Source organism: Thaumasiovibrio subtropicus, assembly GCF_019703835.1.
GTDB classification, from domain to species: Bacteria; Pseudomonadota; Gammaproteobacteria; order Enterobacterales; family Vibrionaceae; genus Thaumasiovibrio; species Thaumasiovibrio subtropicus.
The window spans coordinates 538,999-563,905 of the sequence record NZ_AP023055.1 but is presented as its reverse complement, the minus strand read 5'-3'; the positions used below and the strand labels follow the sequence as shown (position 1 = coordinate 563,905).

The window sequence follows — 24,907 nt, the reverse complement described above, 5'->3', positions numbered from 1 at the left end:
ATGTTACCATGAATGGATAAGTTGCCTTTGGCATGGATGCCGAATAGAGACAAAGGATGGCGTAATGAACGAGTGGTATCAGGATAGAGTTTGGACGCTAGACCATCCACTGCGCCGATGGTCAGTACCGATTGGTACCCGCATGACAGTAGTTCGCCTCAAAGACAATCAGCTCTTCATCCACTCGCCCATAGAGCTCAATACACAATTACAGCTCGCGCTCGCAGATTTAGGGCAAGTTGCGATGATTGTCACCCCCAATCATCGACACCACCTTTTTCTGTCTGAATGGTGGCTATCCTATCGCGAAGCTTACTTTTTCGCCCCACCACGGTTACAACAAAAACGCACCGATCTCGTGTTCGATGATGCACTCGGCGCAAAAACCCCCTCTCTTTGGCAAGGGCAACTCTATCAAACACTTGTCAGGGGCAGTGACGATATGGAAGAAGTAGTCTTTTGCGATCCAGTATCAAAGACGCTAATTTTGGGCGACACATTGGCTTGGCTGCATGTCTCTCACCCACTTACCGCCCTGACTGGGTTAGTGAATGGTTGCTATCATCATCCCGCGATGCCCTTTTTTTGGCGTCAAACCTTCAAAGATAAAACTCGATTGCGTCAATCGATCCAAGAGATCCTCACTTGGCCGTTCGAGCGCATCATCTTTAGTCACGGAAAGATGGTTACGGAGAACGGCAAGCAGGTGTTTGCGGCGGCATTCAAGTGGTTGCTGTAATCCGTACTGCTAACATTTAGCGCAAAACGTTCTGAGATGTAGCGAAAGGTTACTTGGGCATCACACCAGCATTCGCTACTATCCCAGCATCATCTTTCAGGAAGTGTTGATTCTTATGGACTTTTTCCCGGTTTTTCTCAAGCTTACCCAGCGTCCCGTTGTTGTCATTGGTGGTGGCGATGTTGCCTGTCGCAAAGTCGACTTACTTCTTGCTGCCAACGCTGATGTCACCGTTGTTTCACCAGACCTTCACCCTTATCTCAAACGCTATGTAGATGCAGGAAAACTGCATTACAAAGCAAAAGGTTATGAAAAGGATGATCTCACTAGCGCCATTCAAGTGTGGGCAACCACAGATGACCGCGCTTTAAACCATCAGGTTTACCATGATGCCCACAGCCTCGGCCTCTGGGTGAATGTTGTTGATGACCCTGACTACTGTGATTACATCACTCCCTCAATGATCGACCGCTCTCCAGTACAGATCGCATTATCAAGTGGCGGCGCTTCACCGGTCATGTTGCGCTTGATTCGCGAGAAACTGGAAACACAACTGCCGCATAATCTCTCCCTACAAGTTGATTTTGCTGGTCGTCAACGGGAGCGTATCAAAGCGCATTACGGGACAGTGGATGAACGTCGTAAGTTTTGGGAGCGCTACTTCCGTTTGCCCCAAGTTGAAAACGCAAAGGATGAACACGCCCTAGAAGCGGCATTTGTTGCTCTGCTTGATCAACCAGACGCGTATGAAGGTGCTGTCTACGTTATCCATCATGGTAGTGACACCGAGTTGCTGAGTCTCAAAGCACTCCGTTTAATGCAACAATCCGAACACGTGTTATATCCTGACCATACCGACGTCGCGCCTTTCATCGAGCTGTGCCGTCGCGATGCAGATCGTACACCTGTCCGTGCTGTCGACCTCGCATCCGAAGCCGATAAACTGGCGAAGCAAGGTGTTAGGGTGTGTGTTTTGACGCAGGAAATGACCCAAGATCTACAAAAAGTCGGGGAGAACATCACTTTGTTCGCCCAAAGTACTGACGCCCTATAAGAAGGTTACGCGAGCGAACCCAAGAGACAAGCCTTAAAAGCAAGCTAGGATACTGAAATCAAAGTAACTTGGTAAAAAGGGCGTTCCGCACTGCCTCTCAACGATTTGCGACGTATATACTCAAACCACCTCAAGATACTTGTTCAGCGAGAGTTTCTAGGCTTGTCAACAAGACACTGTTTTGAAGATCTAGTGGACTAAATCAAAAAACAGTAACGACGGTGGCGAGCCTAGAAAACTCGCCCTTCGGGAAGCAACTAGCGCCCCGATTTCTGCGTTAAAGGTGTTTGAAAGGGAAAGCCATTCCTTCACACCTTTGCCTTGGTATCTTTACCTTGACTTAGACGCGCTAGGCCGCTTCTGAATCCTGCATCTTGAAGTGGTTTGAGTATATAGAGGCAGTTTCGTATCAATAACGAGACAGTTCAACGCTTTATCTGTGATATCGCAGGTAAATGACCTCAACATACCTGCCTCAACACAGCGATTGTGTATATAATCACGTTTTCTTTTTTTAGCTAGCAAGTTATGTTCAACCGATTGTTTTTATTTCTCAAAGGAATGGCAATGGGTGCGGCGGACGTCGTACCTGGTGTATCAGGCGGTACCATCGCTCTCATTACGGGTATCTATGCCACGCTGCTGGATAGTATCCGTAGCTTTACTCCACAACTGTTTGGCATTTTTAAGAAACGGGGACTCAAAGGCGTTTTCAACCATGTAAATGGGGGCTTTTTGATTACCTTGTTTGCAGGTATTTTCACCAGTATCTTAACGCTCGCGCGTCTGATCACTTGGATGCTGGAAAACCACCCTATTCCTCTCTGGTCTTTCTTTTTTGGATTGATCCTCATCTCCGTTGTTCATCTCGCCAAGCAAATGGATGAGTGGGACATAGGCAAAGGGTTATTGTTGGTGGTTGGTGTGGCTTTTGCCTATCTCATCACCGTTGCGCACCCGTTGCAGCTAGAGCCGACAACCTTCAACTTCTTTCTTGGTGGGAGCATCGCTATTTGTGCCATGATCCTACCCGGTATATCCGGCAGCTTTATTCTCCTCCTCCTTGGCCTCTACGCCCCCGTCATTGGCGCGGTCAAAGGGCTTGAAATAAGCACTTTAAGTGTGTTCGCTGCGGGGTGTATCGTCGGTCTACTCTCATTTTCACATTTATTGGGATGGTTGCTCCGTCACTACAAAGACGCCACCATGGCTTTTCTCATCGGGTTAATGCTTGGCACACTCAATAAAATGTGGCCATGGAAAGAGGTGCTAAGCTACCGCACCAACTCAAGTGGTGAGCAAGTACCGCTTGCAGAGCAAAATCTTTCACCGTTTGCTTACGAGCAAATTGTTGCACAGCCGTCACAGCTTTGGCTCGCATTGGCTGCATGTATTGCGGGTATTTGCTTAGTATTGGCATTAGAGAGAATAAGCCAACAAACACCTGCAGATTCATAATCTATCACCAAGCCGCTCACTAAGAGCGGCTTCAGATTGATGACGAACCCCGCTTTTTAAGCGGGGTTCTTTTTTGGAAGCGACCGTAGGTCGCGATCGCGATATTTTTTGCTATGTCGTGCGCAGAAGTTTCCGTTCATTACATAGGCATACAGAAGCAAGTATTTGCCTCATTTCTGCCATGTTTAAGCCTATTTTTCGGAGATAGTTCATCACCAGCGCTATCTTCTTGATGTTTTGGGCTGCCGCTGCCAACCAACATTGCATTTGCACATTGGCTAGACCGCGGAAGCGAGCATAACGATGACCGTGATGTTGCTTAGCGTCTGCAAAGCTACGTTCTACTGTTTCACTTCGACGTCTATAAGTCTTCTTGCCGTAGGAAGAGAGCCGCATTTGGTTTGCCCTCTCTACTGCGTCACTATAGATATGCCGTGTAATCACTTTCTTCATATTTCTGCTTTGAGTACAGTCATCCCTCATTGGACAGAGCGCACATTCTTTGGGGGCTGAGTGGTATTCTCGATACGCATCGCGTGAGGTCGTTTTATAAAGCAACTCCTGACCATTCGGACATTGGTAGCTGTCTCTTTGCGCATCGTAAGTAAAGTGTTTCTTTTTGAACGTATTTTTCGTTCTAGATGGACGTCGATAACCGAACACGCCAAGAATAGCTCGACGTTCAAGTGACTCCGCCACTGGAGCAGTAAAGTAGCCCGCATCCAGTCCAACAGCTATCGGGTTCAATTGGAATGTGGCAAGCGTGTAATCTAAGCGTTGAACGTAAGGCTGTGAGTCATTGATGTTACCCGCGGTGGTGTAGGTATCGAGAATAATTCCGTGTTGACCATCAACGGTTCGATGGTCGAGATAAAAGAAGCCTTGAGGCTTATTATCACGAGTCATGAAGCCACTCTCTGGGTCAGTGGTGCTGGTTTTAGTATTCTTTGTTTTGGCTCTGACTCCCGAGCCTTAAGTGGCTTCTTACCTGCTTTTCTCGGTCTAAAGCGACGTCTTCATCCAGCATATCAAGATAGGTACTGGCACGAACCGCCGTGACTTTATTGGTGTGTTTATTCTTGTTGGCGTTCGCTTTGAGATGAGTACTGTCCGTAAAGAGCTCTTGACCCGCGACCAAGCCTTTCGACATGGCTTGCTCTACGATATTGATAAAAATACGTTCGAATACATCCGTGCCATTAAAGCGACGAATGCGGTTCTGGCTGAGAGTAGAAGCGTGAATGACTTTCTCTGTTAATGACATCCGCAAGAACCAACGGTAAGCGACATTCACTTCAATCTCTTTGACGAGCTGACGCTCACTTTTATGCCAAAGATGTAGCCAAGTAAGATGATTTTGAAGAGGCGGACAGGGTCAACAGGTGGGCGTCCATTATCTTTACAGTAAAGATGAGCGACTTCATCTCGAATGAATTCGAAGTCGATAGCATTATCGATTTTACGCACTAAATGGTTTTTAGGAACTAACTGTTCCATCGTCACCATTTCCAGTTCGTATTGTTGCGGAGTAGGCTCTTGAAGCATAACGGAGTGTCCATATTTCGATACCCCTATTAGATCAAAGGTCTAGCTCGAAAGCTAGACCTTTGTCAGCAGTCTGAAGCCGCTCACTAAGAGCGGCTTTTTCCCCTCAATCGCACATTCCAAACCACTTCAGTTTCCGATACTTTTTCAAGCTGTTAACATACCTGCCAAGTCTTTTAACTCACTTCAAGGTGCACAATGAAAGCCCTGCGGTTGATAATCCCTATTCTTCTCTTAGTCATCATCGGCTATGCGCTTCCTTCATTCCTTTCATCTCCGTTATTATCGGGTGGCACCACCATAGACGACGTGAATCGCGCGGAATGTTATGCCAAGCACGGACACTGTGAGTCCAGTAAAGGCTCTATCCACTTAGCCCATAGCCAATCCATTCTCGCCAATCAAATTACGGTTGAGCTGCCAGCATTGAAAACCAATAATCTCGTCCTTTCACTAGAAGGCGTGGAAATGGATATGGGCACTTACCAGGTCGCGATTCCTCGGCTGAGCCAAACAACCTACCAGACAGACCTCTGGTTTCCTGCCTGCACCCATAATGAGATGAATTGGGTTGGCACATTAGAAGATAAAGACGGTGACTTCTCTATGTCAGTCGCCATACGTGTGACACAAATTGAGGAGGATTAAAAACATGTTCAAAAAGGCATTGATATTGATAATTGCGCTAGGCGCCGGCCTCGGATTGCGTTGGTACGTTGATCAACAACCTAAGGCGCCAGTCAATTTACTGAGCGCAGATCAGATATTCACTTTAGAAGATGCAACTGACAGCCGCCTTCGCGTCGCCTACTTTGGTTTTACTCACTGCCCCGACATTTGTCCTACTTCGCTCGCAGTATTAGCCGCATCGTTACGTCAGATGGATGACAATGACCAAGCGAAATTGCTACCACTCTTTATTTCGTTAGATCCCGAGCGCGATACACCGGAGAAAAGCGCTGAGTATGCCCAATTCTTTCATCCCAACATCGTCGGCGTTTCCACCTCTGACACTGAACTCGAGGCGCTTGCGAAAACTTACGGTGTATTATTCAAGCGTACTGAGCTTGAAGACTCAGAGCTTGAATACTCGGTTGACCACAGCTCCTTTTTTTACCTTATTAATAACCAAGGCGAATTGCTCGATAAGGTGCCGCATACGATGAACCCAGCAATACTCACCGCTGCGATTGATGCGCAAATCAACCCTGAGTCATAAGACTAGGTTCTTCTTACCCTCCATTAAGCACGCAATGCGTGCTTTTTTCATTTAACCCATATACTCAAACCACCTCAAGATGCAGGATTCAGAAGCGGCCTAGCGCGTCTAAGTCAAGGTAAAGATACCAAGGCAAAGGTGTGAAGGAATGTCTTTCCCTTTCAAACACCTTTAACGCAGAAATCGGGGCGCTAGTTGCTTCCCGAAGGGCGAGTTTTCTAGGCTCGCCACCGTCGTTACTGTTTTTTGATTTAGTCCACTAGATCTTCAAAACAGTGTCTTGTTGACAAGCCTAGAAACTCTCGCTGAACAAGCATCTTGAGGTGGTTTGAGTGTAGGTATATCGTTTCCAAAGTGACTGTGATGTGCGCCGCTAAAATTGCTTACAAACACTAAAACACCAGTCCCCTAGCGAATAAAGTGGGAGCATCGTCATTCTTTTTAACTGTTTTTTGTGAGGAAGTGATCAAATGAGTTCGAATCTCGAAACCCTGTGTCATACTGGTTTTACTGCATTTTTATCATGCCGTGTAAGCGACGAGTCAATGCGTGTTACTTCAGTCTGTTGAAGAAGTCGCGATGCTAAAAATGAAACGCATATACCCAAGTGTCCTCAGCTTGTAGGACTCAGAGGTTACTTGGGTATAAATAACCAAAGAAAAAACCAGAGGTTGCTATGAAAAAAACACTATCAGTTCTTTCTATCGCTGCATTAACCATGTTCATGGTGGGTTGCTCAAGCTCACCTCAGGCCGAGATGGAAACAGACGAAATCAAAGAGCTGACTAAGCAGATCGAAATGCTATCTCAGCAGGTGCAATCACTTGAAAGGCAGCAACGCGATACGCGTTCTGCAGTACAGTCGATGGAATCAACTGCTGACGCTGCAATGAAAGAAGCGATGCGCGCCAACCAACGTATTGATAACGTACCAAGCTCTTACACCAAGTAATTCGCTCAATAAAAAGCGCCTCGATAGTCACTCTATCGAGGCGCTTTTTATTAACCTCATACCAGGCAATGTCGAGCGTTAGAAAACCTCGCCAACAATCTCAACGGGGACGCCCGCTTGCAAGCGAAGTGCCGCATTCATCATTGCTAAACCACGTCGGTCATCGCCAAGGTATTGCACAATCACCTCAGGAGGCGGAATACGCTTATAAATGTGCTGTTCATCTTCATTTGCAGACAGTGGTTGATGAACCTCCATATACAGGCTGCCATCCGGCTCTAGACTGGCTTTTAGTGGCTGGTTGATCACCGTGACTTTTGTTCTGCGCTGCACTTCCCCGAATAGCCACTCAATATCGGGAGGGAGCATTCGGATACACCCTGAACTCACTCGCATCCCTATCCCATAGGTTTTATTGGTGCCATGGATTAGGTATTCACCATTCCCAGCCGCCAAGCGTAAGGCATGATCACCAAGTGGGTTTTCCGGGCCTGCCGGTACAACATCCGGTAACACGATATCGTGTTTCTCTAAATACTCTTTGCGGATATTCGCGGTCGGCGTCCACGTCGGATGTTCAATTAAACTGGTAATGTGCGTGACCATTTCGGGGGTTTCTCTGCCTATCCGCCCAATACCAATCGGGAACACATGCACTGTTTCTGTGTCTGGAGGAAAATAGTAGAGACGCAACTCCGCCAAGTTAACCACAACCCCTTCTCTAGCCACGTCTGGTAAGAGCATTTGCGTTGGAATTGTCAGTAGATCCTCTTCTCTCGGCAGATAAGGATCGCTCCCTTTGTTCGCTTCCAACAGCGCGAGAATACCGACATGAAACTTATCGGCAATATCCGCCATACTCTCTTCGCCGGTTGGCTGATAGGTTTCGAGCTTGCCGATCAAACGCCCTTCTATCGGCAAGTTGTACTCGGTCGCTACACTGACCGAGCTAGCAAGAAGCAAGAGGCTACACCACATTCGTCGCACAAGAGTTACCTTTTAGCTATCGTTTTTTGACACTATATACCGAGAGTGAAATGTTCAACAAGCCATACCAAGCTGATAACAGCACAGCATAAGCGAATATACTTAAGCATATTGCGCGGTAAGCTGTCGCCATCGACGTCGCTGTTCACCCAGTGAGCGCTTCATCGCATCGTAATGGGTTTCCACATTTTCTAGCTTGGTTTTAATGCCCGACTGCAGCGCCTCTTGTTTGGCTTCAATACAGGCTTTTTTAGCCTGATAGTAATCAGAAATACGGGTGAGAAGGAGTTCATACTCTTGCTCCAGAAGCTCACGTGACAGTGTAGCCTGTGGTAATGCGGCGAGTTTTGTCTGCGCTTTCTTCAATGTCATCTTGGCTTTCATTTTTTCAATTCGATCTGCTGGGCTTCGACGCAGATCGGATGCCAACTTAAGGTACGACAGGCCATTGATGAGCCATTTGGTAGGATCAAATTGCCACCAGCGAATGCCATTTCGATAGTCATTTTCAAACAAGTGATGAAAGTTATGATACCCCTCCCCGAAGGTGAAGAGTGCCAATACCCCATTATCACGGGCGGTATTACGATCAGTGTAAGGCTGGGATCCCCAAAAATGCGCTAAGGAATTAATAAAGAAAGTCGTATGGTGACTCAATACCAAGCGAAGAAAACCAACGAGCAGTAACGCTCCCCACACATCCCCGGCGAAAAGACCTATCACGAGAGGCACACCAATGTTCATTAGAATAGCCAGCTCAACATAGTATTTGTGTTGCCACATGACGATGGCATCTCTCTGCAAGTCACGACAGTTGGCGTAATCAGCGTATCGTTCTGGCTGATACTCACGCAACATCCAGCCAATATGGGAGTACCAAAGCCCTTTCGTGGCCGCATAAGGATCTTTTTCTGGGGCATCGACGTGCTTGTGATGGACTCGATGATCAGAGCTCCAGTGCAACGCACTGTTCTGCAATGCAAACGCGCCGCCGAGCGCATAAATAAATCGCATCGACCAGTGCGCGTTGTAACTCTTGTGAGCCCACAGTCTGTGATAGCCCGCAGTGATAGAAAGGCCACAGTAACTAAAGCAAATCAACAAGGCGAACCACAGTCCAGCGCTATAGCCATGCACTACGCCATACCAAGGCACGACAATCACAGCGACCAAAAAAGTACTCAAAAATAGAAAATTATTAACCCAGATGAGTTTGGGTTTAACAGAATCAGACATGTCAGGACACCTTTCAGCTTACACGTGTAAGCCATAATAGCGTCCCGACCAAAAATCACAACAAGGAATTAACAATTAGAACTTAAAACGCACCCCTGCCTGACCTTCTAATCGCATCGTGCTCTCTTTATCTAAATACCAAGTTGGCCCTGCCTCTGCGTAGAATGTCATCAAATCTGTCATCCCCAATGGAAATTCAAATCCCACACCAAATCGTGGCCCCAATCGATGTTCATCATCATCCGTATACTGGATACCACCATAAGCATAGAGCGCCTCAAGTTGCGGCTGCCCAAGCGCTTCAGAGAGATTCATAATGATGTCACCTGAGAAGCTAAACGTATCGAGCCCGAGTGAGAATTTAAATAACGGATGCGGTTTGATGGTTAATCCTGAAGATGGCGAACCCAAGTAAATACCTGCATCAAATCCATAATTTGCCCAAGCTGTCGGCGCGCTGACCATCAGCGCAACCGCGGCAGCAAGTACTCTCTTTTTCATTCTTTTTCCCTAAAAAGTGACCATACCCAAATGACCTTTACACTCCCGATGCGCATCCACTGGAACGCCTAAGGAGCCACATTTACATTTATGACCGTTCACGGTTTGAACTTCTATCTAAGATTCAACAGCGCACGTTAAAGTCACTTGGGTATAGGCAAATACTACCGTCATTAAATGCTCAATGTCATTCTCTCCTTAAGCATATTCGTAACGAATTGTACTGAACTTTCTACACGCACAAACCCATTTATAAAATAGTTTGAAAGTGTTTTGCGACTTGGGCGGTCTAAAGAAGTAATTGTAAAAATAATCAATTGAGACAAATTCAATCCAATTGGAGAAAAGTGGCGTAAAGTTAAGCATAGCCTTAATTTTTTGTTTATATCGTCACTTTAACGATAACTTCAGCATCTTCAGGAACCACTATGTTGATTAAAAAAACCAGACGTTGGGAACTAAAAGAGAGTGAAGCAACCCCTGAGCACATCTACAAGGGCCGCAGAGAAATTTTAAAAAAGTTGGGCATCGCAGCCGCAACGTTACCCGTGGCCACCTCTGTTGATGCTAGCCTATTCGATTGGTTTGATGATGAACCCGTACCTGAGTTTGAACGCTCGCCACTGCAAGCAAAGGAGAACCCCAGCAACCTTATCTTGACTCCTGAAGATAAAATACTGAAGTACAACAATTTTTATGAATTTGGTACAGACAAATCTGATCCAGCAGAAAATAGCCAACACTTTAAGGTAGACCCGTGGACACTCAACGTGGACGGGATGGTAAACAATCCAACAACGCTCAGTTTTGACGATCTCTTTCGCCGCTTCGCCTTGGAAGAGCGTATCTATCGGTTGCGTTGTGTGGAAGCATGGTCAATGAACATTCCATGGATCGGCTTCCCGCTGGCTGATCTACTCAAAATGGTCGAACCAAACAGTGATGGACGGTATGTCGCCTTCAAAACACTGTACGATCCCGAGCAAATGCCCGGTCAAGCATCACGCCGAGTCGGAGGAGGCATCGATTACCCCTATGTCGAAGGCCTTCGCCTTGATGAGGCGATGCACCCACTTACTTTGCTGGCAGTGGGACTGTATGGCAAAAGTCTCGCACCACAAAACGGTGCACCTGTGCGTTTAGTCGTGCCATGGAAATACGGCTTTAAGAGCATCAAATCCATCGTTCGCATCAGCGTGACTCATGTTATGCCACCCACAACCTGGAATAAACTCGCGCCTAGAGAATATGGGTTTTATGCCAATGTAAATCCTCGTGTTGACCATCCTCGATGGTCGCAAGCATCAGAGCGCTTCATCGGTGAAGGTAACTTGTTCAGTAGTGAGCGCAAACCCACCTTGATGTTCAATGGCTATGGCGAAGAGGTCGCCAGTATGTACAAGGATATGGATCTCAGCAAATGGTATTAAAGCTCACGCCCAAGCGCCTGCTTGGATTAAAAATTGTTATTCACACACTCAACGTGATCGCCTTTGTTTATTTGGTTGTCGCGGTGTTATCAGGTGCAATGGGCGCAGACCCGCTACAAGAGATGAGCCATTATACCGGCAAAGCCGGACTACATTTACTGATCCTAACGTTACTTGTGTCTCCCATCGCCAAGCGTTTCAAGCTTGGCCAACTGATGCGCGTACGGCGGCTGCTTGGCTTATACTGTTTTAGTTGGGCCTTGATTCACGTACTCATCTATTTCTGGCTCGATTTAGGCTTGTCTCTCACTCTCTTTTTCGAAGAAACCACGCGTCGCCCTTATCTCATCTTGGGCCTCATCGCCTTCCTCTTGCTCACCGCGCTAGCCATCACCTCATTCAAAACACTGCAAGCCAAAATGGGGAAACGCTGGCAGCAACTACATAACACGGTGTATCTCATCGCCCTACTCGCCCCCATTCACTACCTTTGGTCAGTGAAGTCTGGGTTAACATCCCCTTTTCTTTATTTACTTGGCTTTATCCTCTTATTGGCAATGAGGTGGTCAAAACTCAAGCAAACAGTGACTAAACTCTCATTTAATCAACAGTAATGCTGCGTTTTTCCACGACGATCACTATCCAATGTCAGTGAGTTTTGTAAATATACTCAAGATGTTTGAGTATCAGACGCAAGCATGTGCCAAGTGATAGTCCAATATGACACGCCCTCTCTTTTAGACTATTTGTCACTTCACAGTCTTTTGGGGTATTTCCCTTCAATAATTTAAAAGGGCTATACTCATATATGGTCTTCCCTCTATTGGCAAGATACCAATGTCGATAAAAGGGACAGGTTGCTTTCATATATCCGGCCTATGCGTGAAGCTCGTGTGGCTTCTGGCCTTGATGACACTTCGCGCATATAGCCCTTATCAAATTAACGGTTTTGGTAAACCTTTGAGTATATCAGGGTCCCTATATGCTGGTCTTACCTGTTTTTCATCTAAACTGCTATCTACGCAATATCTGGTGTGTGACGCTTTAGTTAAATCTTTCTGTTAAACCGCCGCTGGCGCTTTATAGCTTTCTCCTCGACAGATAATGACCCACGCGATACGGATTATCTTATTCGCCAGCGCCACCACAGCCTTGTTAAAACCTCGCCTTTCAACCAGCCGCAATATCCATTGACTAAGCCTGTCTGTTTTGCCATCGGCTCGACTCACAACCGCTCTTGCACCATGAACCACGAATGACCTTAACTGCTGATTCCCTCGCTTTGTAATGCCAAGCAATACCTCTCGACCTCCCGTGCTAAATTGCTTGGGCACTAAACCTAAGGCTGCTGACGCATCACGCCCTCGTTTAAATTGCTCACCACTTCCCATCCAGGCTCTTAAGGAAAAACTCACCACGGGACCAATACCTGGCACTTTTATCAAACGCTGACAAACGTCTTTTTGCTTCACTTTTTCGGCCAACCTTTCGTCGTACCACTGTAGCTCTTCGTCAAGCCTTTCGAGTTGTGTGTATTGCCTGAATAAAAGCGCTCGAAATTCGTCGGTTAAGCCGTTCTCAACATCTTCTAGAATAAAAGGCAGCGATTTACGCAATACCTGACTTCCTCTCGCCAGCACTACCCCATACTCCGCCAGCAACCCTCTCACATGATTGATTAAGCGCTTTCTGTCACTACTCACGTGTTGACGCATGAGCAAAAAAGTTTGGTCGTCTTGCTGCGCTAGGGATTTGACCGCAACGGGGCGAATCGCACCGTGCTGACACGCTTCTGCGATGGCCTTTGCATCGTTATAGTCATTCTTTTGGCCTCGTAAATAGCCTTTCACATGCTGAGCGGGAAGTAATACAACAGAGTGCCCTAGCTGGCCTATTTTTCGTCCCCAGTAATGCGCTGTACCGCATGCTTCCATCGCAATGACACAAGTCTCTAGCTTCGAGAGATAGCCAATGAGCTGTTGTCGATTTAATTTCTTTCTCTCAACTTGCTTACCCTGTTTGTCCAACATGATGAAGTAAAAAGTATTCTTTGCTAAATCGATACCAATGGTTTTACACTTATTCATGGTCTTCCCTCGTTTTTAGATAGGCGATTTATCAACGCTATCTTGGCACATTGCGATGCCGATTAGTGCGAGGGAAGACCATTACATCAAATCACGGCAAGTGTTGGATTCGTGTACAGTTTCTACCTCAAATGCACTTTGCTTTATATCTGATATGGACAACAGAGAACACGATGTACGATTTGTACTTTTCACCTTCTGATCGATTAATGCCTATGACAGCCGAATTTAACGCGCCTAAAACAAAAGGGTGCCATCGTTGATACACCAACTCATTGAAGACTGTCTTGCTGCTTTTGACGTGGATTGCCGCCTACTGTGCGAGCACCATTACCCTACAGTGCACAATCGCGGTATGAAGGAAAACCATCTTGGGAAGGCGCTCGCTCGTCGCCTATGCCACCAGTTAATGAAGCTCGATATAAATGCCGAGACACAAGAAAAGAGAAGCGATCCTGCTTTTGCTCACCCAGTTTATATGGTGAGCTACGAGGGACATGAAATTTGGATTGTGGCACAGCAAATGCTCAGTGCTAATCACCATTGCAGAGAAACGCTCATTGAAGAACTCAATCTCATCGAATTACAGATGGAGCATGTCAACCAGCAGCACATTTTGATCATCGCAGATCACTGGTTTGATCGCAGTCGAGCCAGTAAACAACTGCCAGCATGGTGGATTGGCGAACTCCCTAATAACCTTCAAGCGTACTACAACGAAGGTATTCGTTTACAAGCTAGCCCGGACTCGCTGCGCTCGAACCTAAAACATCGCTTTGGGTGGCGAGAAATTAACACCGACCTCCGCCACCCTTTACTTAAAGTTAATACAGACCTGCCGATACATCGCTACATGCTGCTTTCCGCACATATCGACCTCTCTCGCTGCTGATTTAACAGCTCTCGATGCAACAGCTCAAATAATACACTAAATTATGCAACACCCATCACTTCATATTCATGCTTATTATTGCTAACGTAATGATTGGATTAAATAAAAAGGAGAAGTAAAAGATGGGAAAACAACGCGTATCGTCTAAGAAACTGAAGCAAATGCTCAAGTCACTAAAAGACAAAAAATGATTTCTAGAGCCTCCAATCGGAGGCTCTTACTTTTTAAACATTTCAGTACGCAATCACTGCCAGTTACAAGTCACGCATGAGGATCTCTAGTTCCTCTTCTGCACTTTCAATCAACTTCGCCAAATCACGTGCATCTTCACTGTTCATCCCCAAGTTCCAACACTCTTTTTTACCCGCCTCAGAATAGCAAACTAAATCCGTCATGCGGCCATGTGTTTTAAACGAGAGCTGTTCGAAATCGGCATCAATACTTTGCCGATTTTCTAGAATTTCGACATGTACCATGCCTGTAGGAATGACGTTTACTGTTGCATGTAACTCGGGCGTACCAGGAAGAGTATAGTGACGACATTTGGCTAACATAAGCGTTCTCCTTAACAAAACAGGTAGACTATTTAATCATAGGCGATAACGCTTTCATTCGTACTAGGTATCGAGTGCTTTTTGTCAATCAAACGGGATAGATAAAACAACACCTTGAAAGTTGGGAAAAAAAATTTTAGAAACGATTAGTTATATCAATATAAAAAACATGACCATGAATTATATTGCAATTAGGCATCTTGATGCACATCGAAATGCCCAATTCTAAGTAACTAATTATAAAGGCACTTTAGCCCAGTAATTAGAACCGATAGCCAAAAGTAACTTGTGACATACCTTTGCGAAGTTCGGTATCGCCATCATCGACTTTCACGGCGGAATTCAAACGCAACGCGAGTTCCCAGTGACCATAATGGCCGACTAACGCAAGGTGCGAAGAAAAGCCAAAACCGCTGTGACTCAATCGAACCGTATCGTTGCTGCTACTGACATCACCATCAATGTCGACATAACGACCACCAACACCAGCTTGTAGCCGAAGTCCCTTACAATTGCCACATGTTGATGCACTACCCCATTGATAAAACAGCACTGGCTCTGCCACGACACTGTAGCCTGATATATCACCATTGCGATACCGTGTCGCGTCTTCGGCATCAAACTTGTTATCAAGGCTCATCACATACAACTCTGTGTGGTAACCCCAGCGAGACTCTCCGAAGTAAGCGGCAGGCTGCATCAAACCAAGCTGAACAGCGAGATTATTATCCCCTTTAAACTTAACTTCTTCTCCAATTTTCGGAGACGTTAATTCTATCAAACCACTGTTAACCGAGAGGCCAACATAAACTGACGGCATACGAAAGATATCAATGCCTTCTAAGGCTGAAGGAAGCTCCTCAGCAAATAAATAAGGGCTAATTAGGGCCAAGCCAAGAAGTGAAGCTTTATACATCATTATTAGAGTCCATTCTTACTACATCTACAAAGACTTATAACACGACCATACAGATTCTTCCTCTGTTTTGACTCAAAACTTCGATAGCATCCTGCCCAAGAGCAGAAATCGCTCAACATCTCGAACTGCAAGCATTAGCGCGCTTGATCGTACACGGTAGTTGGGGCTGAATTAACGATAACCGAGGGTTATACTCAAGCCACCTCAAGATGCTTGTTCAGCGAGAGTTTCTAGGTTTGCCATCGAGGCACTGCTTTGAAGGTCTAGTAGACTAAATCAAAAAGCAGTAACAAAGGTGGCGAGCCTAGAAAACTCGCCCTTTGGGAAGCGACTAGCGCCCCGATTTCTGCGTTAAAGGCGCTCAAAAGGGGAAACCATTCCTTCACCCCTTTGCCTTGAACTCGAATCGCTAGTCTGCTTCTGAATCCTGCATCTTGAGGTGGCTTGAGTATAAACAAGGCTAGCAATTGATACACGGCAAGCAGAATAATGCCTTTCAATCACCTCTTTGCACCACTGTATTGCAAAGGTAGCCATTGATTCTGGAAAGTAAAAAGGCTTCCGAAGAAGCCTTATTACTACTAATCATTATCGAAATAGCCATCATCAGATTCCGGCCAATCATCGTAATCGAAGTCTTGACCGTAATCATCTGCCTCTGACCAATCGTCATCATCAAATTTATCTCTTGGATCGAGCATACCCTATCCTTCAAAAAAGCTTGATTTCACTAGGCCACTACAACTGCAAGCGGCCTGATTATTAATAAAGCGCAATTTTTAAGAAGGTGTTAACATCCAAAAGAAAAATTCATTGCTTCGTCACATTTCACTCTTTTCTCTAGAACGCCGCTGCAAAACGGCAGTACACCGCGTTACGATGCCTTTTTCTTTGCGGTAATTTTAGTCACTTTATCACCGCAATCCCATCCGTTTGTACGATCCTTACGGTGAACACAGGCGTTCAATGTTGAGGCGCGCTTCGTCCATGGCGAGCTTTCAATTGCCTTAGTCATATCTTCGTAACCACAGTTGCGACGAATCTCGATAGAACGACGAGAGAACTCTGTATCACTCAATGGAATATGCCCTTGAACAGCATCATAAGTGATGTGGACGATATCAATCTTGCCCCCCTCTTTTAGATTTGTTGCATTTGGCACTGCTTCAGAGCCCACTTCCAACTTCTTCTGCAAGTTGTGGAGGTTATGTCGATCGACGATAGCACTAATGTTATGACTACTGCGGCTAGCGTATTGAATTTCTTTTTGACGCCACATGACTTCATTCATAGTCTTAGGTAAGTCGCCATGTGCGTTCCACAAGTCGACCATAAAGATCAACAAATCGTCATTTTCATCCGCCACATCCAAGATGCCATCTAGCGGGGTGTTTGAAACGCAACCACCGTCCCAATAAAACTCATCTCCGACACGGGTTGCAGGAAAGCCCGGAGGCAGAGAGCCGCTCGCGATGGGGTGTTCTGCGCCCAAAGGTAACTTGTAGTTGTCGAAGAAGATAAGTTCACCATCAGTTACGCGCGTAGCACCTAAAATCAAGCGGTTTTTCTTGGTATTGATGCGCTCAAAGTCGCACAAGTCGTTCATTGTCGAAAATAGCGGCGCGGTGCTATAAAAACTGATAGCGCCTTCCGTACCCGGAAACGCAAAGAAAGGATTAACCGGTCTTGGGGTAAAGAAATTAGGTTGCCCAAACAGTAGCGCTTGTGAAGCACTGATCGTGTTGTATGACTCCGCCGTTTCACTCGGGATAACGACATCACTGCTAGGACGAGAAATACGATTCCAGAACGTTTCGAGTTGACTCAAACGGTTCTCTGGTTCGTTTCCTGCCAAGATGGCAGAGTTAAGCGCACCAATTGAGATACCGGCAAACCAATCCGGCTCAAAACCAGCTTCTTTCATCGCTTGATAGGCACCGATATGATAGGCACCTAACGCGCCGCCGCCTTGTAGAACGAGACAAACCTTTGGTTTTTTACTTTTTGAAGATCGCGTAGTGGCCATTTTCTATTCCTTAGATGAATTAGTCCAGCTATAGGTATAGTGCAAAATGGCGCATATTGTGACTTTTTTTAAAGGCAAAGATGTATTGATAAAAACCTAAATAAAACAAACGACTAAATATCAGGATCGACCCAAACAGAAGTGAAATCAAACCAACCCATACTGTTGGTTTCAGCGCCCTTTAACTGCTCAGCAGAATTGACCCCAGCCCAAGTATGAAACAAGGGGACAATGACACGATGCGACACAAAAGCATTCAGTAACTCCTCAGCAGGACACCCCCCTTGCTCTTGTGCCCGCCATAAACGAATGGCTTCGAACGCGTTTACCAGCTCTTGCTCAGGGACAGACCGAGTGACATTCGCATACTGAAAAAGCCAGTTAATGATCATGCTAGGGTGCCGTGAAACGAGGTTAATACTCCCAAGCCAAATATCGATATCCTTTCCGTCGCACGTATGGAACTCCATGTAACTCATCGTAACCAGTTCACAATGCAAACCATCTTCAAAAAGCAGCTCACGAATTGCATCCCCCATCTGAGTGAAAATTGGGTGACTCTCAATCACGGCTATTTTTAACGTTACTCCCGTCCGCGGCGGTTTAATATCAGCGGTTTTAGGTGCTGTATGAATCCATCCCGGCATGAAACCATATGCGGGGATCATTTGAAAAGCGGGAGTTTGATTGCGCAACAGCTGCTGGTGGATATCGAAAGGGTTAAGGCGATTAATCACATATTGCTGCCAAGCCTCTTGCTGACAAAAACCGCTGCACTGATTGAGCACCAAATAACTGCATCCTTCATCCAGGCGCGAGTATTGTGACGGTTGATGAAGGTTTTCACCAATCACAGAAATCGGCGAGTGATTGATGTCCGGATTAAGGTGGCAAGCACTGATATTCTCGAGCACCCAAATTTCGATCTCATCAATCAGGGCCCGAAAACCAAAATAGTGATCGAACGCTTCTAGTTTGATGCGCTGAGAATCCGCTTGCAAAATTCGGTAAGGCCCTGTTCCTATCGGCTCAAACCCATCCTGCGCTAGAGGCGTAGTTGCAGGGAGTATCACGGCCTCAATCGAGGCTAGCAGCTCAGGAAGATGAAAGTCATCGGTATTTAATTGGATATCAATGATATTAGCAAAAGGAGAAGTCACCGATTTAAAGTGCTGGAACAGAGGAAAGCTCGCCAAGCGTTGTAATGAGGCGATATAGTCATCAATACTCACCATCGCTCCAGAATGAAAGCGGACACTCGGGCGCAAAAAGAAGCGCCAATGTGACGGAGAAAGCATTTTCCAATGATGCGCTAGATCTGGTTGTATTGTTTCAGTCTTCTCACAAAAACGGCTCAAACCATTAAACACTTGCCGAGCAAGGTGATGCTCCGAGCGTCGCATGGGCTGCAGAGGATTAAGCGGGTTTATTGCTCGGTAGTATGGCAGGCGAAGCACTTGCCGGCCTTGTACCGTCGCATAACCCAGTTGCTCAGTAATAAAAGCAGCCAGCTTTTGCTTATCGTCACCTAGCAGATGCAATGCTCGCTCGAATCGCCCTTCTTGAATCGCCTCTGTGACATCAGCATGCAGCAAGGCGTCTTGCGTCAAGTTAAAGACTAATTGAGACAGCTTCCCTCGCCCAACGGCTGGTGTCCAGGTGATCCACCCTTCGTCACTGAGTTTGCCCATGACCATACGGACATTACGGCGCGTGCAGTGTAAAACTTCCATCAACTCGCCGACAGTGACCGCAGTGTCTTGGCCATTGAAGTGTTGAAAGAGTGTTTGGAATTGTTGTTTTAAGCGAGAGCCACTCATCAGTAGGAAGGTTCCGAAATGCTAAAAACTCTTATTTTAGCGATAGATAAGATGGCGTCCAGACTAAGGTACCGGAGCCAGACAAATTAGAAACGAAAAAATCGCACTAGCCTTCATAGTGCCATGCTAATCGGATACTTGTCTGCCCTTGGTCTTGTTTGAAAATCTCGAAACTGCCCTTCTCACCAAAGAGCTGAGTTAGTCGCCCCTGGATCTGTTTCAGGCTCTGTGACCCCTCTTGCTCAAGCAGTGCACCAAGTCCGGTGCCATTATCGATTACCAGCACTTCCAGTTGATCCGTTTCGCGCCTAAACGCCACAGAGAGATCTCTCGGCGTGGATTGCTCCAAATCCCCATGCAGCACCGCATGCTCAACAATGGATTGGATCAAATTAGGAGGTAATACGTAGTGAGGGGAAACACCATCATCAATTTCAATAGAGTAAGAAAAACCACCTTGAGAGCGGAGTTCATGAATACTCAAGTAAGTATCCAGCAACGCCACCTCATTGGTTAAAGTGGTACATTTGTCATAACTCAATGGCATTGAAACACGCAATAGGTCAGTTAATCGTGTGGTTAAGTGTGCTGCCAAATCTGGGTCTGTCGCAATGAGCTGACGAATATCCGTTAAGGTGTGATAAAGAAATTTAGGATCAACTTGGCTTTGAAGTAACTCCAACTCACTGAGTGCAAGCCGACGTTCCAAGTCTTGTCGAATCAATTGGTTTTTCATCAACTCAGACTCCAAACTCACCGCTTGACCTTGGAGATAAAACATAAAGCTCCCCGCTCCAGAAAACAAGACAGCAAGAGCAACAATGGGGAGAAAACGTAACCACTCTTCACCAAACCCATACCCTTTGATCCACAGGTACGCATTCACAGAACCAATGCTGATTCCAATCATACTCGCGATCAGTGAGTAGCGAAGTTGAGACCAATAAGGGTAGAGGCTACGAACGATTAAATTTGCGGAATAGCAAGAAAAGCCATAACCAAAAGAGATAGCCATATGGCGTATAAAAAGCCCATCAAAAATGAGATAGGTAAGTATACTGACAAGCAGACTCACCGCTGACACTATCCATATGCCACGATGAGACAAAAAGTAAAAAAAACTGGTCATGTTTTCCTCCGAAACTCATGGTTGTCATACCCATCGCACCCTGCCAAACGCAATTTCGATAAGATTTGAAATGCGCCGCATTTTTTCTCCATCATGACTAAAAAGCACGCATTATTGACTCGAAAAATGGATTGGTTAGTTTTTACTCACTTAAAGAAGGGACTTTGGCTTTCGTCCCCTATATCGCGTATGGTGTAAGGCTGTTTGAATCATCTAGCGCAATTGGTTGCGCAACATGTGTGCGATTATGCCCACTAAGGAAAGGTAACAAGGCGAAATGAGTAGTAGCAATCAACTCAATGAAGCGCGACGCGCATGGATGGCCTCACATGTTGACGATACCCAGTACCCAACGCCGGAGTCTCAGGAAGGGTTAGCGCTGTATCTCGACAGTGATGCCCCCCTTGTGCATTATGCATCCAACAAAACCTCCAACATTGAGCTAACCGTCTATGAAGTTGACTGTCACCCTCTGACCATCCGATACGCGCGAGTTGTTGCAATGGCTTGGCCAGAAGCACAACGAGGGTTGATCATTGAGTACCTCACCCAGCTTGACCAAGACCCTGAAGGGTTAGCAAAACTCTTTTTGGGTTATGTTGACCAAGTGCCTACCGTGACGGCGATGGTATATGGCAATGAGACTGCTTACATCATCACTGATCTCTTTGGAGAGCATGACCTCGCCAAACAAGCAATGTATCTTCATCTTCAGCAATCAGACTCGCGGACTTGTCTAAACGCGCCGCAATAATGCAAAAAGCGCCAGTTTTGGCGCTTTTTAATAGATTATGCATTAACTTCAAATAACAGACAGAATTGCCTCTGCCAATATAGTCAGCTTATCTTCTTGCATACCCGCAATGTTAATGCGGCCGTCACCAACGATATATATGCCAAACTCTTCGCGTAGACGATCGATTTCACTTACGGCTAAGCCCGAATGTGAAAACATGCCTTTATGCTCAACGATAAAGTCAAAGCGTTGGCAACCTCTCGCCTGAAAAGCCGCGACCAGCCCTTGACGTAGTCGCTGCAAACGCGCTTGCATCGCATTCAGTTCATCTTCCCAAATCTGAGTGAGTTGAGGATCGGTTAAAATGGTTGCTACCACTGCCGCACCGTGATCAGGTGGCATAGTGTACGTCGAGCGTGCCAATTGAAGGATACGTCCTTTCGCGACATTGGATGCCTCTAATGACTCACCCACAATGATAGCCGCCCCAGTTCGTTCACGATAAAGCCCGAAACTCTTCGAACAAGACGTAGCGATTAATAGTTCAGGTACACGTTCCGCTAACAGGCGAATGCCTTGCGTATCTGCTTCAATACCATCGCCAAAGCCTTGATAGGCGATATCGACAAACGGTGTAAAGCCTTTCTTTAAGGCGAGTTGAGCAACCGCTTCCCACCCTTCTAGACTTAAATCCGCGCCCGTAGGGTTATGACAACAACCGTGCAGTAGTACGATATCATCGGCCGTTGCGGCTTCCAGCGAGGCTAACATCGCGGCTTCATTCACTTGCATTTTGTCGCTGTCAAAGTAGTCATAAAAGGCGACTTTAAGTCCTGCCGCTTCCATCACGGGTTGATGGTTCACATAACTCGGGTTACTCAACCATACAACGGCATTAGGTCTTGCTTGCTTTATCAGGTCAGCAAGCATGCGTAACGCCCCCGACGCGCCCGGCGTTTGCACCGCGGCTGCGCGAGCATAAGCGGCACTTTTCTCACCTAGCACCAATTTCATCATGGCCTGATTAAAAACTTCATTACCTGCTAGACCGACATAGGATTTTGTATCTTGGATCTGAATGAGCTTTTCTTGAGCTTGCGCCACGGCTGCCATAATCGGTGTATGACCGCTGGCATCTTTGTACACGCCGATACCCAAATCCATCTTGTTTTCACGCTGATCTTCGCGAAACGCCATCGTTAAGGACAAGATAGGATCCAGCGGCGCTGGGGTGAGTTGTGACAGCATCTTTTTCTTCCTGTTTATAATTATTTAGATACCAACAACCTAACATTCATCGTTAACGAGTTCATCCATTTTTTGCTGCAACGAGATAAGGTAAAATTCGAACTTTATACCTTGATTTCACGAGGATAAAGACGTTTATACTTACGGCTCCAATACACCTCCCATCGACCAAGCACACCTTTCATTTAACACCCTACCGGATAATACATTGGGTTCATTTTGCCTTTGACACTGTGTCGACGGATAGCAGGTAAGTAAAACATGGATATAGCAACACTGGTTTCTATAAGCTACATTGTAAACATTGGAATATAGGCATACTGCCTAAGTAATAATTATTCCCATAAATGCTATAAAGGAAAGTCATGTCTAACCTGCTCGCTTCCGTCGATCAACGCACCCAATTAGTCGGTGAGAACCGTCTTGAGCTACTCGTCTTCAAACTCAATACAAGACATCTGTTTGCCATTAACGTGTTTAAGGTGCGTGAGGTTCTTAATTTACCCAAGCTCAACATGTTGCCAGGATCGCACCCTCACATTTGCGGTGTTGCAACGGTACGCGGCACGAGTATTCCGGTTATTGACCTGAGAGGGGCGATAGGCATGCGCCCACTCAATCGTGATGAAGAGTGCAACCTGATCATTACCGAATACAACCGCACTGTGCAGGCTTTTCTGGTGGGGCAAGTACTCAATATTGTCAATACGTCATGGGAAGAGATTCAACCTCCACCGGTGACGTCGGGTAAGAATAACTACCTCACCGCCATTACCAATCTGATCCGTGAAGGAAAAAACGAAATCGTTGAAATCATTGATGTCGAGAAGGTGTTAGCTGAAATTGTCGATTATGATGTGTCGGTCTCTGAAGAAGTCATTGATGATCAAGTGATTCACCACTTAAATGGCCATAAAGTGTTAATCGTTGACGATTCCATTACAGCGAGAAACCAGATTAAAGACACACTCTCGCCGTTTGGTGTCGAAATCATTGAAGCCAATGACGGATTGCAAGCATTAAAGCTATTGAAACACTGGGCGGATGAAGGGAAGAACATTTATGACGAAATACTCATGATGTTCACCGATGCCGAGATGCCAGAGATGGATGGGTACAAACTCACGCATGAAGTGAGAAATGACCCTAGAATGAAAGATCTCTTCATTGCACTTAACACCTCATTGAGTGGTAACTTTAACGAAGCAATGGTAGAAAAAGTAGGGTGTAACCGCTTTATTTCAAAATTCCAGCCGGATCTGCTGGTGGATGTCGTACAGGAGCGTTTGCGACAAATTGTAAACTCATAACGAAAGGACTCGCCGTTTGCGTTTTTTCACTTTGATATTCTTGGGAATAACCACTGCTTTCCCCACAATCAGCTGTCAAATCACCGACCACCCAAGTGGTGTTTCATTGCTTTCATCTCGCTGCGATATTGGGGATGGTGTATTCAAGTCCGAGGCAACTCGCTTAGAAATGGAAAATCGTCAGCTTTGGCTACAATGTGGCGTTGTTCGCGAAGAAAATTTCGTCAAAACACGCGATCACATCGAGTCGATACAGCCCTATCCTATGCGTGTTTCACACTACCAAGAAGACCAATACCGTTGCCTTTTAGGGCCTTTTGAAACCTCACAACAAGCGTTAGAGATCAAGCAAAAAATCAAATCCGAATCTCAGTTTAGCGATGCCTTTATTCGTGTTGTGCCCCTCAATGCTCCTTCCTCCACTATGGTGGCTACTGTGGAACGCGTTGATGCAAACCAAGTGCAACTCGCCGAACAGTCACAGCGCTTGAAACAAGAGTTTCTCACTTCTGTAGGCGCGAACTCTCGCTATACCCTGTCCATGGTCTACCTTGGTGACAACAACAGTTACTATATGGAGCAATATCAAAAATGGTCTCGTGTCGATTTTAAATCCGCTCAGCAAATTTGCGCTCGCCACGGCATGGATTTACCCGACCACGCCCAGTTCACTGACCTTGAGAAAACCAAATCACTGGAACGCTTTCCGCGGGTACTGCCATTTTGGCTAAGTGATGGTAGTGCTGTTGTCCGTGGAGAGAAGCAACCAAGACTCATCTCTCCACTCTCTGAACTTAACATTGCTTGTCTCACAATGCGTTAAGTAACATGATCAAGAGCACTAGGCTACATTGGTGAAAGCGAAGTAAACGGTTCATTGTCATCATTTCATCACCATAACCATACAAAAAGACATAACAGTACGCTGCTCATTAAGTAATAATCCATTTCTCTTACCATGATTTTCTCTCCTTACTGGATGGGGGCTGTATTGAGTGCCAACTGCATCAATACAAACCCCATCACCACAATGGGTATTAGTGCCACATCGGCCTTGAACAATGT

22 protein-coding genes and 1 pseudogene are annotated in these 24,907 nt (G+C 46.0%); 12 read left to right on the top strand and 11 right to left on the bottom strand.

Annotated elements, in window-relative coordinates; translation table 11 throughout:
- Positions 1–64 precede the first annotated feature (64 nt).
- The 3 genes from TSUB_RS18820 (at position 65) to TSUB_RS18810 (ending at position 3,251) form a co-directional block, all read left to right on the top strand.
- On the top strand, positions 65–739 hold the full coding sequence (locus TSUB_RS18820) for a DUF4336 domain-containing protein (RefSeq protein ID WP_087016525.1): 675 nt from the start codon (positions 65–67) through the stop codon (positions 737–739).
- A 115-nt stretch (positions 740–854) separates the two neighbouring features.
- Positions 855–1,793 (top strand): NAD(P)-dependent oxidoreductase, encoded by a 939-nt coding sequence (locus TSUB_RS18815; protein WP_087016526.1) that lies wholly within the window; start codon positions 855–857, stop codon positions 1,791–1,793.
- Positions 1,794–2,321: 528 nt separating this feature from the next.
- Positions 2,322–3,251: a polyprenyl-phosphate transporter gene (locus TSUB_RS18810; RefSeq protein WP_087016527.1), complete on the top strand. Its 930-nt coding sequence runs from the start codon at positions 2,322–2,324 to the stop codon at positions 3,249–3,251.
- A 111-nt stretch (positions 3,252–3,362) separates the two neighbouring features.
- On the opposite strand, the pseudogene TSUB_RS18805 reads toward TSUB_RS18810, so the two are convergent.
- Positions 3,363–4,796, bottom strand: a pseudogene (locus tag TSUB_RS18805) (IS1182 family transposase).
- A 198-nt stretch (positions 4,797–4,994) separates the two neighbouring features.
- Here TSUB_RS18805 and TSUB_RS18800 point away from each other — a divergent pair.
- The 3 genes from TSUB_RS18800 (at position 4,995) to TSUB_RS18790 (ending at position 6,967) form a co-directional block, all read left to right on the top strand.
- Positions 4,995–5,444, top strand: coding sequence for a hypothetical protein (locus TSUB_RS18800; RefSeq protein WP_087018944.1), 450 nt, complete (start codon positions 4,995–4,997; stop codon positions 5,442–5,444).
- 4 nt (positions 5,445–5,448) lie between these two features.
- A complete protein-coding gene (locus TSUB_RS18795) occupies positions 5,449–6,015 on the top strand; it encodes an SCO family protein (RefSeq protein ID WP_087018946.1) in 567 nt (188 codons plus the stop codon).
- A 676-nt stretch (positions 6,016–6,691) separates the two neighbouring features.
- Positions 6,692–6,967, top strand: coding sequence for an Lpp/OprI family alanine-zipper lipoprotein (locus tag TSUB_RS18790; protein ID WP_087018948.1), 276 nt, complete (start codon positions 6,692–6,694; stop codon positions 6,965–6,967).
- Between the two features lie 78 nt (positions 6,968–7,045).
- Here TSUB_RS18790 and TSUB_RS18785 read toward each other — a convergent pair whose 3' ends face one another.
- From TSUB_RS18785 to TSUB_RS18775, 3 genes are all read right to left on the bottom strand, one after another.
- Positions 7,046–7,945, bottom strand: a complete 900-nt coding sequence (locus TSUB_RS18785; protein WP_087018950.1) for a L,D-transpeptidase family protein — start codon at positions 7,943–7,945, stop codon at positions 7,046–7,048.
- Between the two features lie 111 nt (positions 7,946–8,056).
- Positions 8,057–9,190, bottom strand: a complete 1,134-nt coding sequence (locus TSUB_RS18780; protein ID WP_087018952.1) for an acyl-CoA desaturase — start codon at positions 9,188–9,190, stop codon at positions 8,057–8,059.
- 75 nt (positions 9,191–9,265) lie between these two features.
- Positions 9,266–9,691: a hypothetical protein gene (locus TSUB_RS18775; protein WP_087018954.1), complete on the bottom strand. Its 426-nt coding sequence runs from the start codon at positions 9,689–9,691 to the stop codon at positions 9,266–9,268.
- Positions 9,692–10,119: 428 nt separating this feature from the next.
- Between TSUB_RS18775 and msrP the strand changes: the two genes are divergently transcribed.
- Positions 10,120–11,121 carry a protein-methionine-sulfoxide reductase catalytic subunit MsrP gene (gene msrP / locus TSUB_RS18770; protein WP_087018956.1) on the top strand — a complete coding sequence of 334 codons (1,002 nt, stop codon included), beginning with the start codon at positions 10,120–10,122 and terminating at the stop codon, positions 11,119–11,121.
- Positions 11,112–11,735 carry a protein-methionine-sulfoxide reductase heme-binding subunit MsrQ gene (msrQ, locus tag TSUB_RS18765; protein ID WP_087018958.1) on the top strand — a complete coding sequence of 208 codons (624 nt, stop codon included), beginning with the start codon at positions 11,112–11,114 and terminating at the stop codon, positions 11,733–11,735. Before msrP ends, msrQ begins: the two co-directional genes overlap by 10 nt.
- Positions 11,736–12,182: 447 nt before the next feature.
- Here the strand turns inward: msrQ and TSUB_RS18760 are convergent, their stop codons facing one another.
- Positions 12,183–13,208 (bottom strand): IS110 family RNA-guided transposase, encoded by a 1,026-nt coding sequence (locus TSUB_RS18760; protein WP_221274520.1) that lies wholly within the window; start codon positions 13,206–13,208, stop codon positions 12,183–12,185.
- Between the two features lie 259 nt (positions 13,209–13,467).
- Here TSUB_RS18760 and TSUB_RS18755 point away from each other — a divergent pair, with 259 nt between their 5' ends.
- A complete protein-coding gene (locus tag TSUB_RS18755; RefSeq protein WP_159064864.1) occupies positions 13,468–14,100 on the top strand; it encodes a hypothetical protein in 633 nt (210 codons plus the stop codon).
- Positions 14,101–14,354: 254 nt separating this feature from the next.
- Here TSUB_RS18755 and TSUB_RS18750 read toward each other — a convergent pair whose 3' ends face one another.
- The 5 genes from TSUB_RS18750 to TSUB_RS18730 all read right to left on the bottom strand — a co-directional run bounded on the left by TSUB_RS18750 (position 14,355) and on the right by TSUB_RS18730 (position 20,548).
- The gene (locus TSUB_RS18750) at positions 14,355–14,654 is read right to left on the bottom strand and encodes a hypothetical protein (protein ID WP_087018962.1); all 300 of its coding nucleotides are present in this window, start codon (positions 14,652–14,654) and stop codon (positions 14,355–14,357) included.
- Positions 14,655–14,916: 262 nt separating this feature from the next.
- Complete coding sequence (locus TSUB_RS18745) at positions 14,917–15,573, bottom strand: hypothetical protein (RefSeq protein ID WP_087018964.1); 657 nt, start codon at positions 15,571–15,573, stop codon at positions 14,917–14,919.
- Between the two features lie 874 nt (positions 15,574–16,447).
- Complete coding sequence (locus TSUB_RS18740; RefSeq protein ID WP_087018968.1) at positions 16,448–17,599, bottom strand: patatin-like phospholipase family protein; 1,152 nt, start codon at positions 17,597–17,599, stop codon at positions 16,448–16,450.
- 113 nt (positions 17,600–17,712) lie between these two features.
- Positions 17,713–19,419 carry an SgrR family transcriptional regulator gene (locus TSUB_RS18735; RefSeq protein WP_087018970.1) on the bottom strand — a complete coding sequence of 569 codons (1,707 nt, stop codon included), beginning with the start codon at positions 19,417–19,419 and terminating at the stop codon, positions 17,713–17,715.
- Between the two features lie 106 nt (positions 19,420–19,525).
- Positions 19,526–20,548: a sensor histidine kinase gene (locus TSUB_RS18730; RefSeq protein WP_087018972.1), complete on the bottom strand. Its 1,023-nt coding sequence runs from the start codon at positions 20,546–20,548 to the stop codon at positions 19,526–19,528.
- 277 nt (positions 20,549–20,825) lie between these two features.
- Between TSUB_RS18730 and TSUB_RS18725 the strand changes: the two genes are divergently transcribed.
- Positions 20,826–21,302, top strand: coding sequence for a hypothetical protein (locus TSUB_RS18725; protein ID WP_087018974.1), 477 nt, complete (start codon positions 20,826–20,828; stop codon positions 21,300–21,302).
- Positions 21,303–21,350: 48 nt separating this feature from the next.
- Here the strand turns inward: TSUB_RS18725 and TSUB_RS18720 are convergent, their stop codons facing one another.
- On the bottom strand, positions 21,351–22,532 hold the full coding sequence (locus tag TSUB_RS18720) for an amino acid aminotransferase (RefSeq protein WP_087018976.1): 1,182 nt from the start codon (positions 22,530–22,532) through the stop codon (positions 21,351–21,353).
- A gap of 365 nt (positions 22,533–22,897) precedes the next feature.
- Between TSUB_RS18720 and TSUB_RS18715 the strand changes: the two genes are divergently transcribed.
- The gene (locus tag TSUB_RS18715) at positions 22,898–23,842 is read left to right on the top strand and encodes a chemotaxis protein CheV (RefSeq protein WP_087018978.1); all 945 of its coding nucleotides are present in this window, start codon (positions 22,898–22,900) and stop codon (positions 23,840–23,842) included.
- 106 nt (positions 23,843–23,948) lie between these two features.
- Positions 23,949–24,665, top strand: a complete 717-nt coding sequence (locus TSUB_RS18710; protein ID WP_159064865.1) for an SPOR domain-containing protein — start codon at positions 23,949–23,951, stop codon at positions 24,663–24,665.
- Positions 24,666–24,907: the final 242 nt, after the last annotated feature.

Bases quoted from the DNA above. Each gene is read 5' to 3' on its own strand.
- TSUB_RS18820 (WP_087016525.1), top strand. From the start codon at position 65: ATGAACGAGTGGTATCAGGATAGAGTTTGGACGCTAGACCATCCACTG.
- TSUB_RS18815 (WP_087016526.1), top strand. From the start codon at position 855: ATGGACTTTTTCCCGGTTTTTCTCAAGCTTACCCAGCGTCCCGTTGTT.
- TSUB_RS18810 (WP_087016527.1), top strand. From the start codon at position 2,322: ATGTTCAACCGATTGTTTTTATTTCTCAAAGGAATGGCAATGGGTGCG.
- TSUB_RS18800 (WP_087018944.1), top strand. From the start codon at position 4,995: ATGAAAGCCCTGCGGTTGATAATCCCTATTCTTCTCTTAGTCATCATC.
- TSUB_RS18795 (WP_087018946.1), top strand. From the start codon at position 5,449: ATGTTCAAAAAGGCATTGATATTGATAATTGCGCTAGGCGCCGGCCTC.
- TSUB_RS18790 (WP_087018948.1), top strand. From the start codon at position 6,692: ATGAAAAAAACACTATCAGTTCTTTCTATCGCTGCATTAACCATGTTC.
- TSUB_RS18785 (WP_087018950.1), bottom strand. From the start codon at position 7,945: ATGTGGTGTAGCCTCTTGCTTCTTGCTAGCTCGGTCAGTGTAGCGACC.
- TSUB_RS18780 (WP_087018952.1), bottom strand. From the start codon at position 9,190: ATGTCTGATTCTGTTAAACCCAAACTCATCTGGGTTAATAATTTTCTA.
- TSUB_RS18775 (WP_087018954.1), bottom strand. From the start codon at position 9,691: ATGAAAAAGAGAGTACTTGCTGCCGCGGTTGCGCTGATGGTCAGCGCG.
- msrP (WP_087018956.1), top strand. From the start codon at position 10,120: ATGTTGATTAAAAAAACCAGACGTTGGGAACTAAAAGAGAGTGAAGCA.
- msrQ (WP_087018958.1), top strand. From the start codon at position 11,112: ATGGTATTAAAGCTCACGCCCAAGCGCCTGCTTGGATTAAAAATTGTT.
- TSUB_RS18760 (WP_221274520.1), bottom strand. From the start codon at position 13,208: ATGAATAAGTGTAAAACCATTGGTATCGATTTAGCAAAGAATACTTTT.
- TSUB_RS18750 (WP_087018962.1), bottom strand. From the start codon at position 14,654: ATGTTAGCCAAATGTCGTCACTATACTCTTCCTGGTACGCCCGAGTTA.
- TSUB_RS18745 (WP_087018964.1), bottom strand. From the start codon at position 15,573: ATGATGTATAAAGCTTCACTTCTTGGCTTGGCCCTAATTAGCCCTTAT.
- TSUB_RS18740 (WP_087018968.1), bottom strand. From the start codon at position 17,599: ATGGCCACTACGCGATCTTCAAAAAGTAAAAAACCAAAGGTTTGTCTC.
- TSUB_RS18735 (WP_087018970.1), bottom strand. From the start codon at position 19,419: ATGAGTGGCTCTCGCTTAAAACAACAATTCCAAACACTCTTTCAACAC.
- TSUB_RS18730 (WP_087018972.1), bottom strand. From the start codon at position 20,548: ATGACCAGTTTTTTTTACTTTTTGTCTCATCGTGGCATATGGATAGTG.
- TSUB_RS18725 (WP_087018974.1), top strand. From the start codon at position 20,826: ATGAGTAGTAGCAATCAACTCAATGAAGCGCGACGCGCATGGATGGCC.
- TSUB_RS18720 (WP_087018976.1), bottom strand. From the start codon at position 22,532: ATGCTGTCACAACTCACCCCAGCGCCGCTGGATCCTATCTTGTCCTTA.
- TSUB_RS18715 (WP_087018978.1), top strand. From the start codon at position 22,898: ATGTCTAACCTGCTCGCTTCCGTCGATCAACGCACCCAATTAGTCGGT.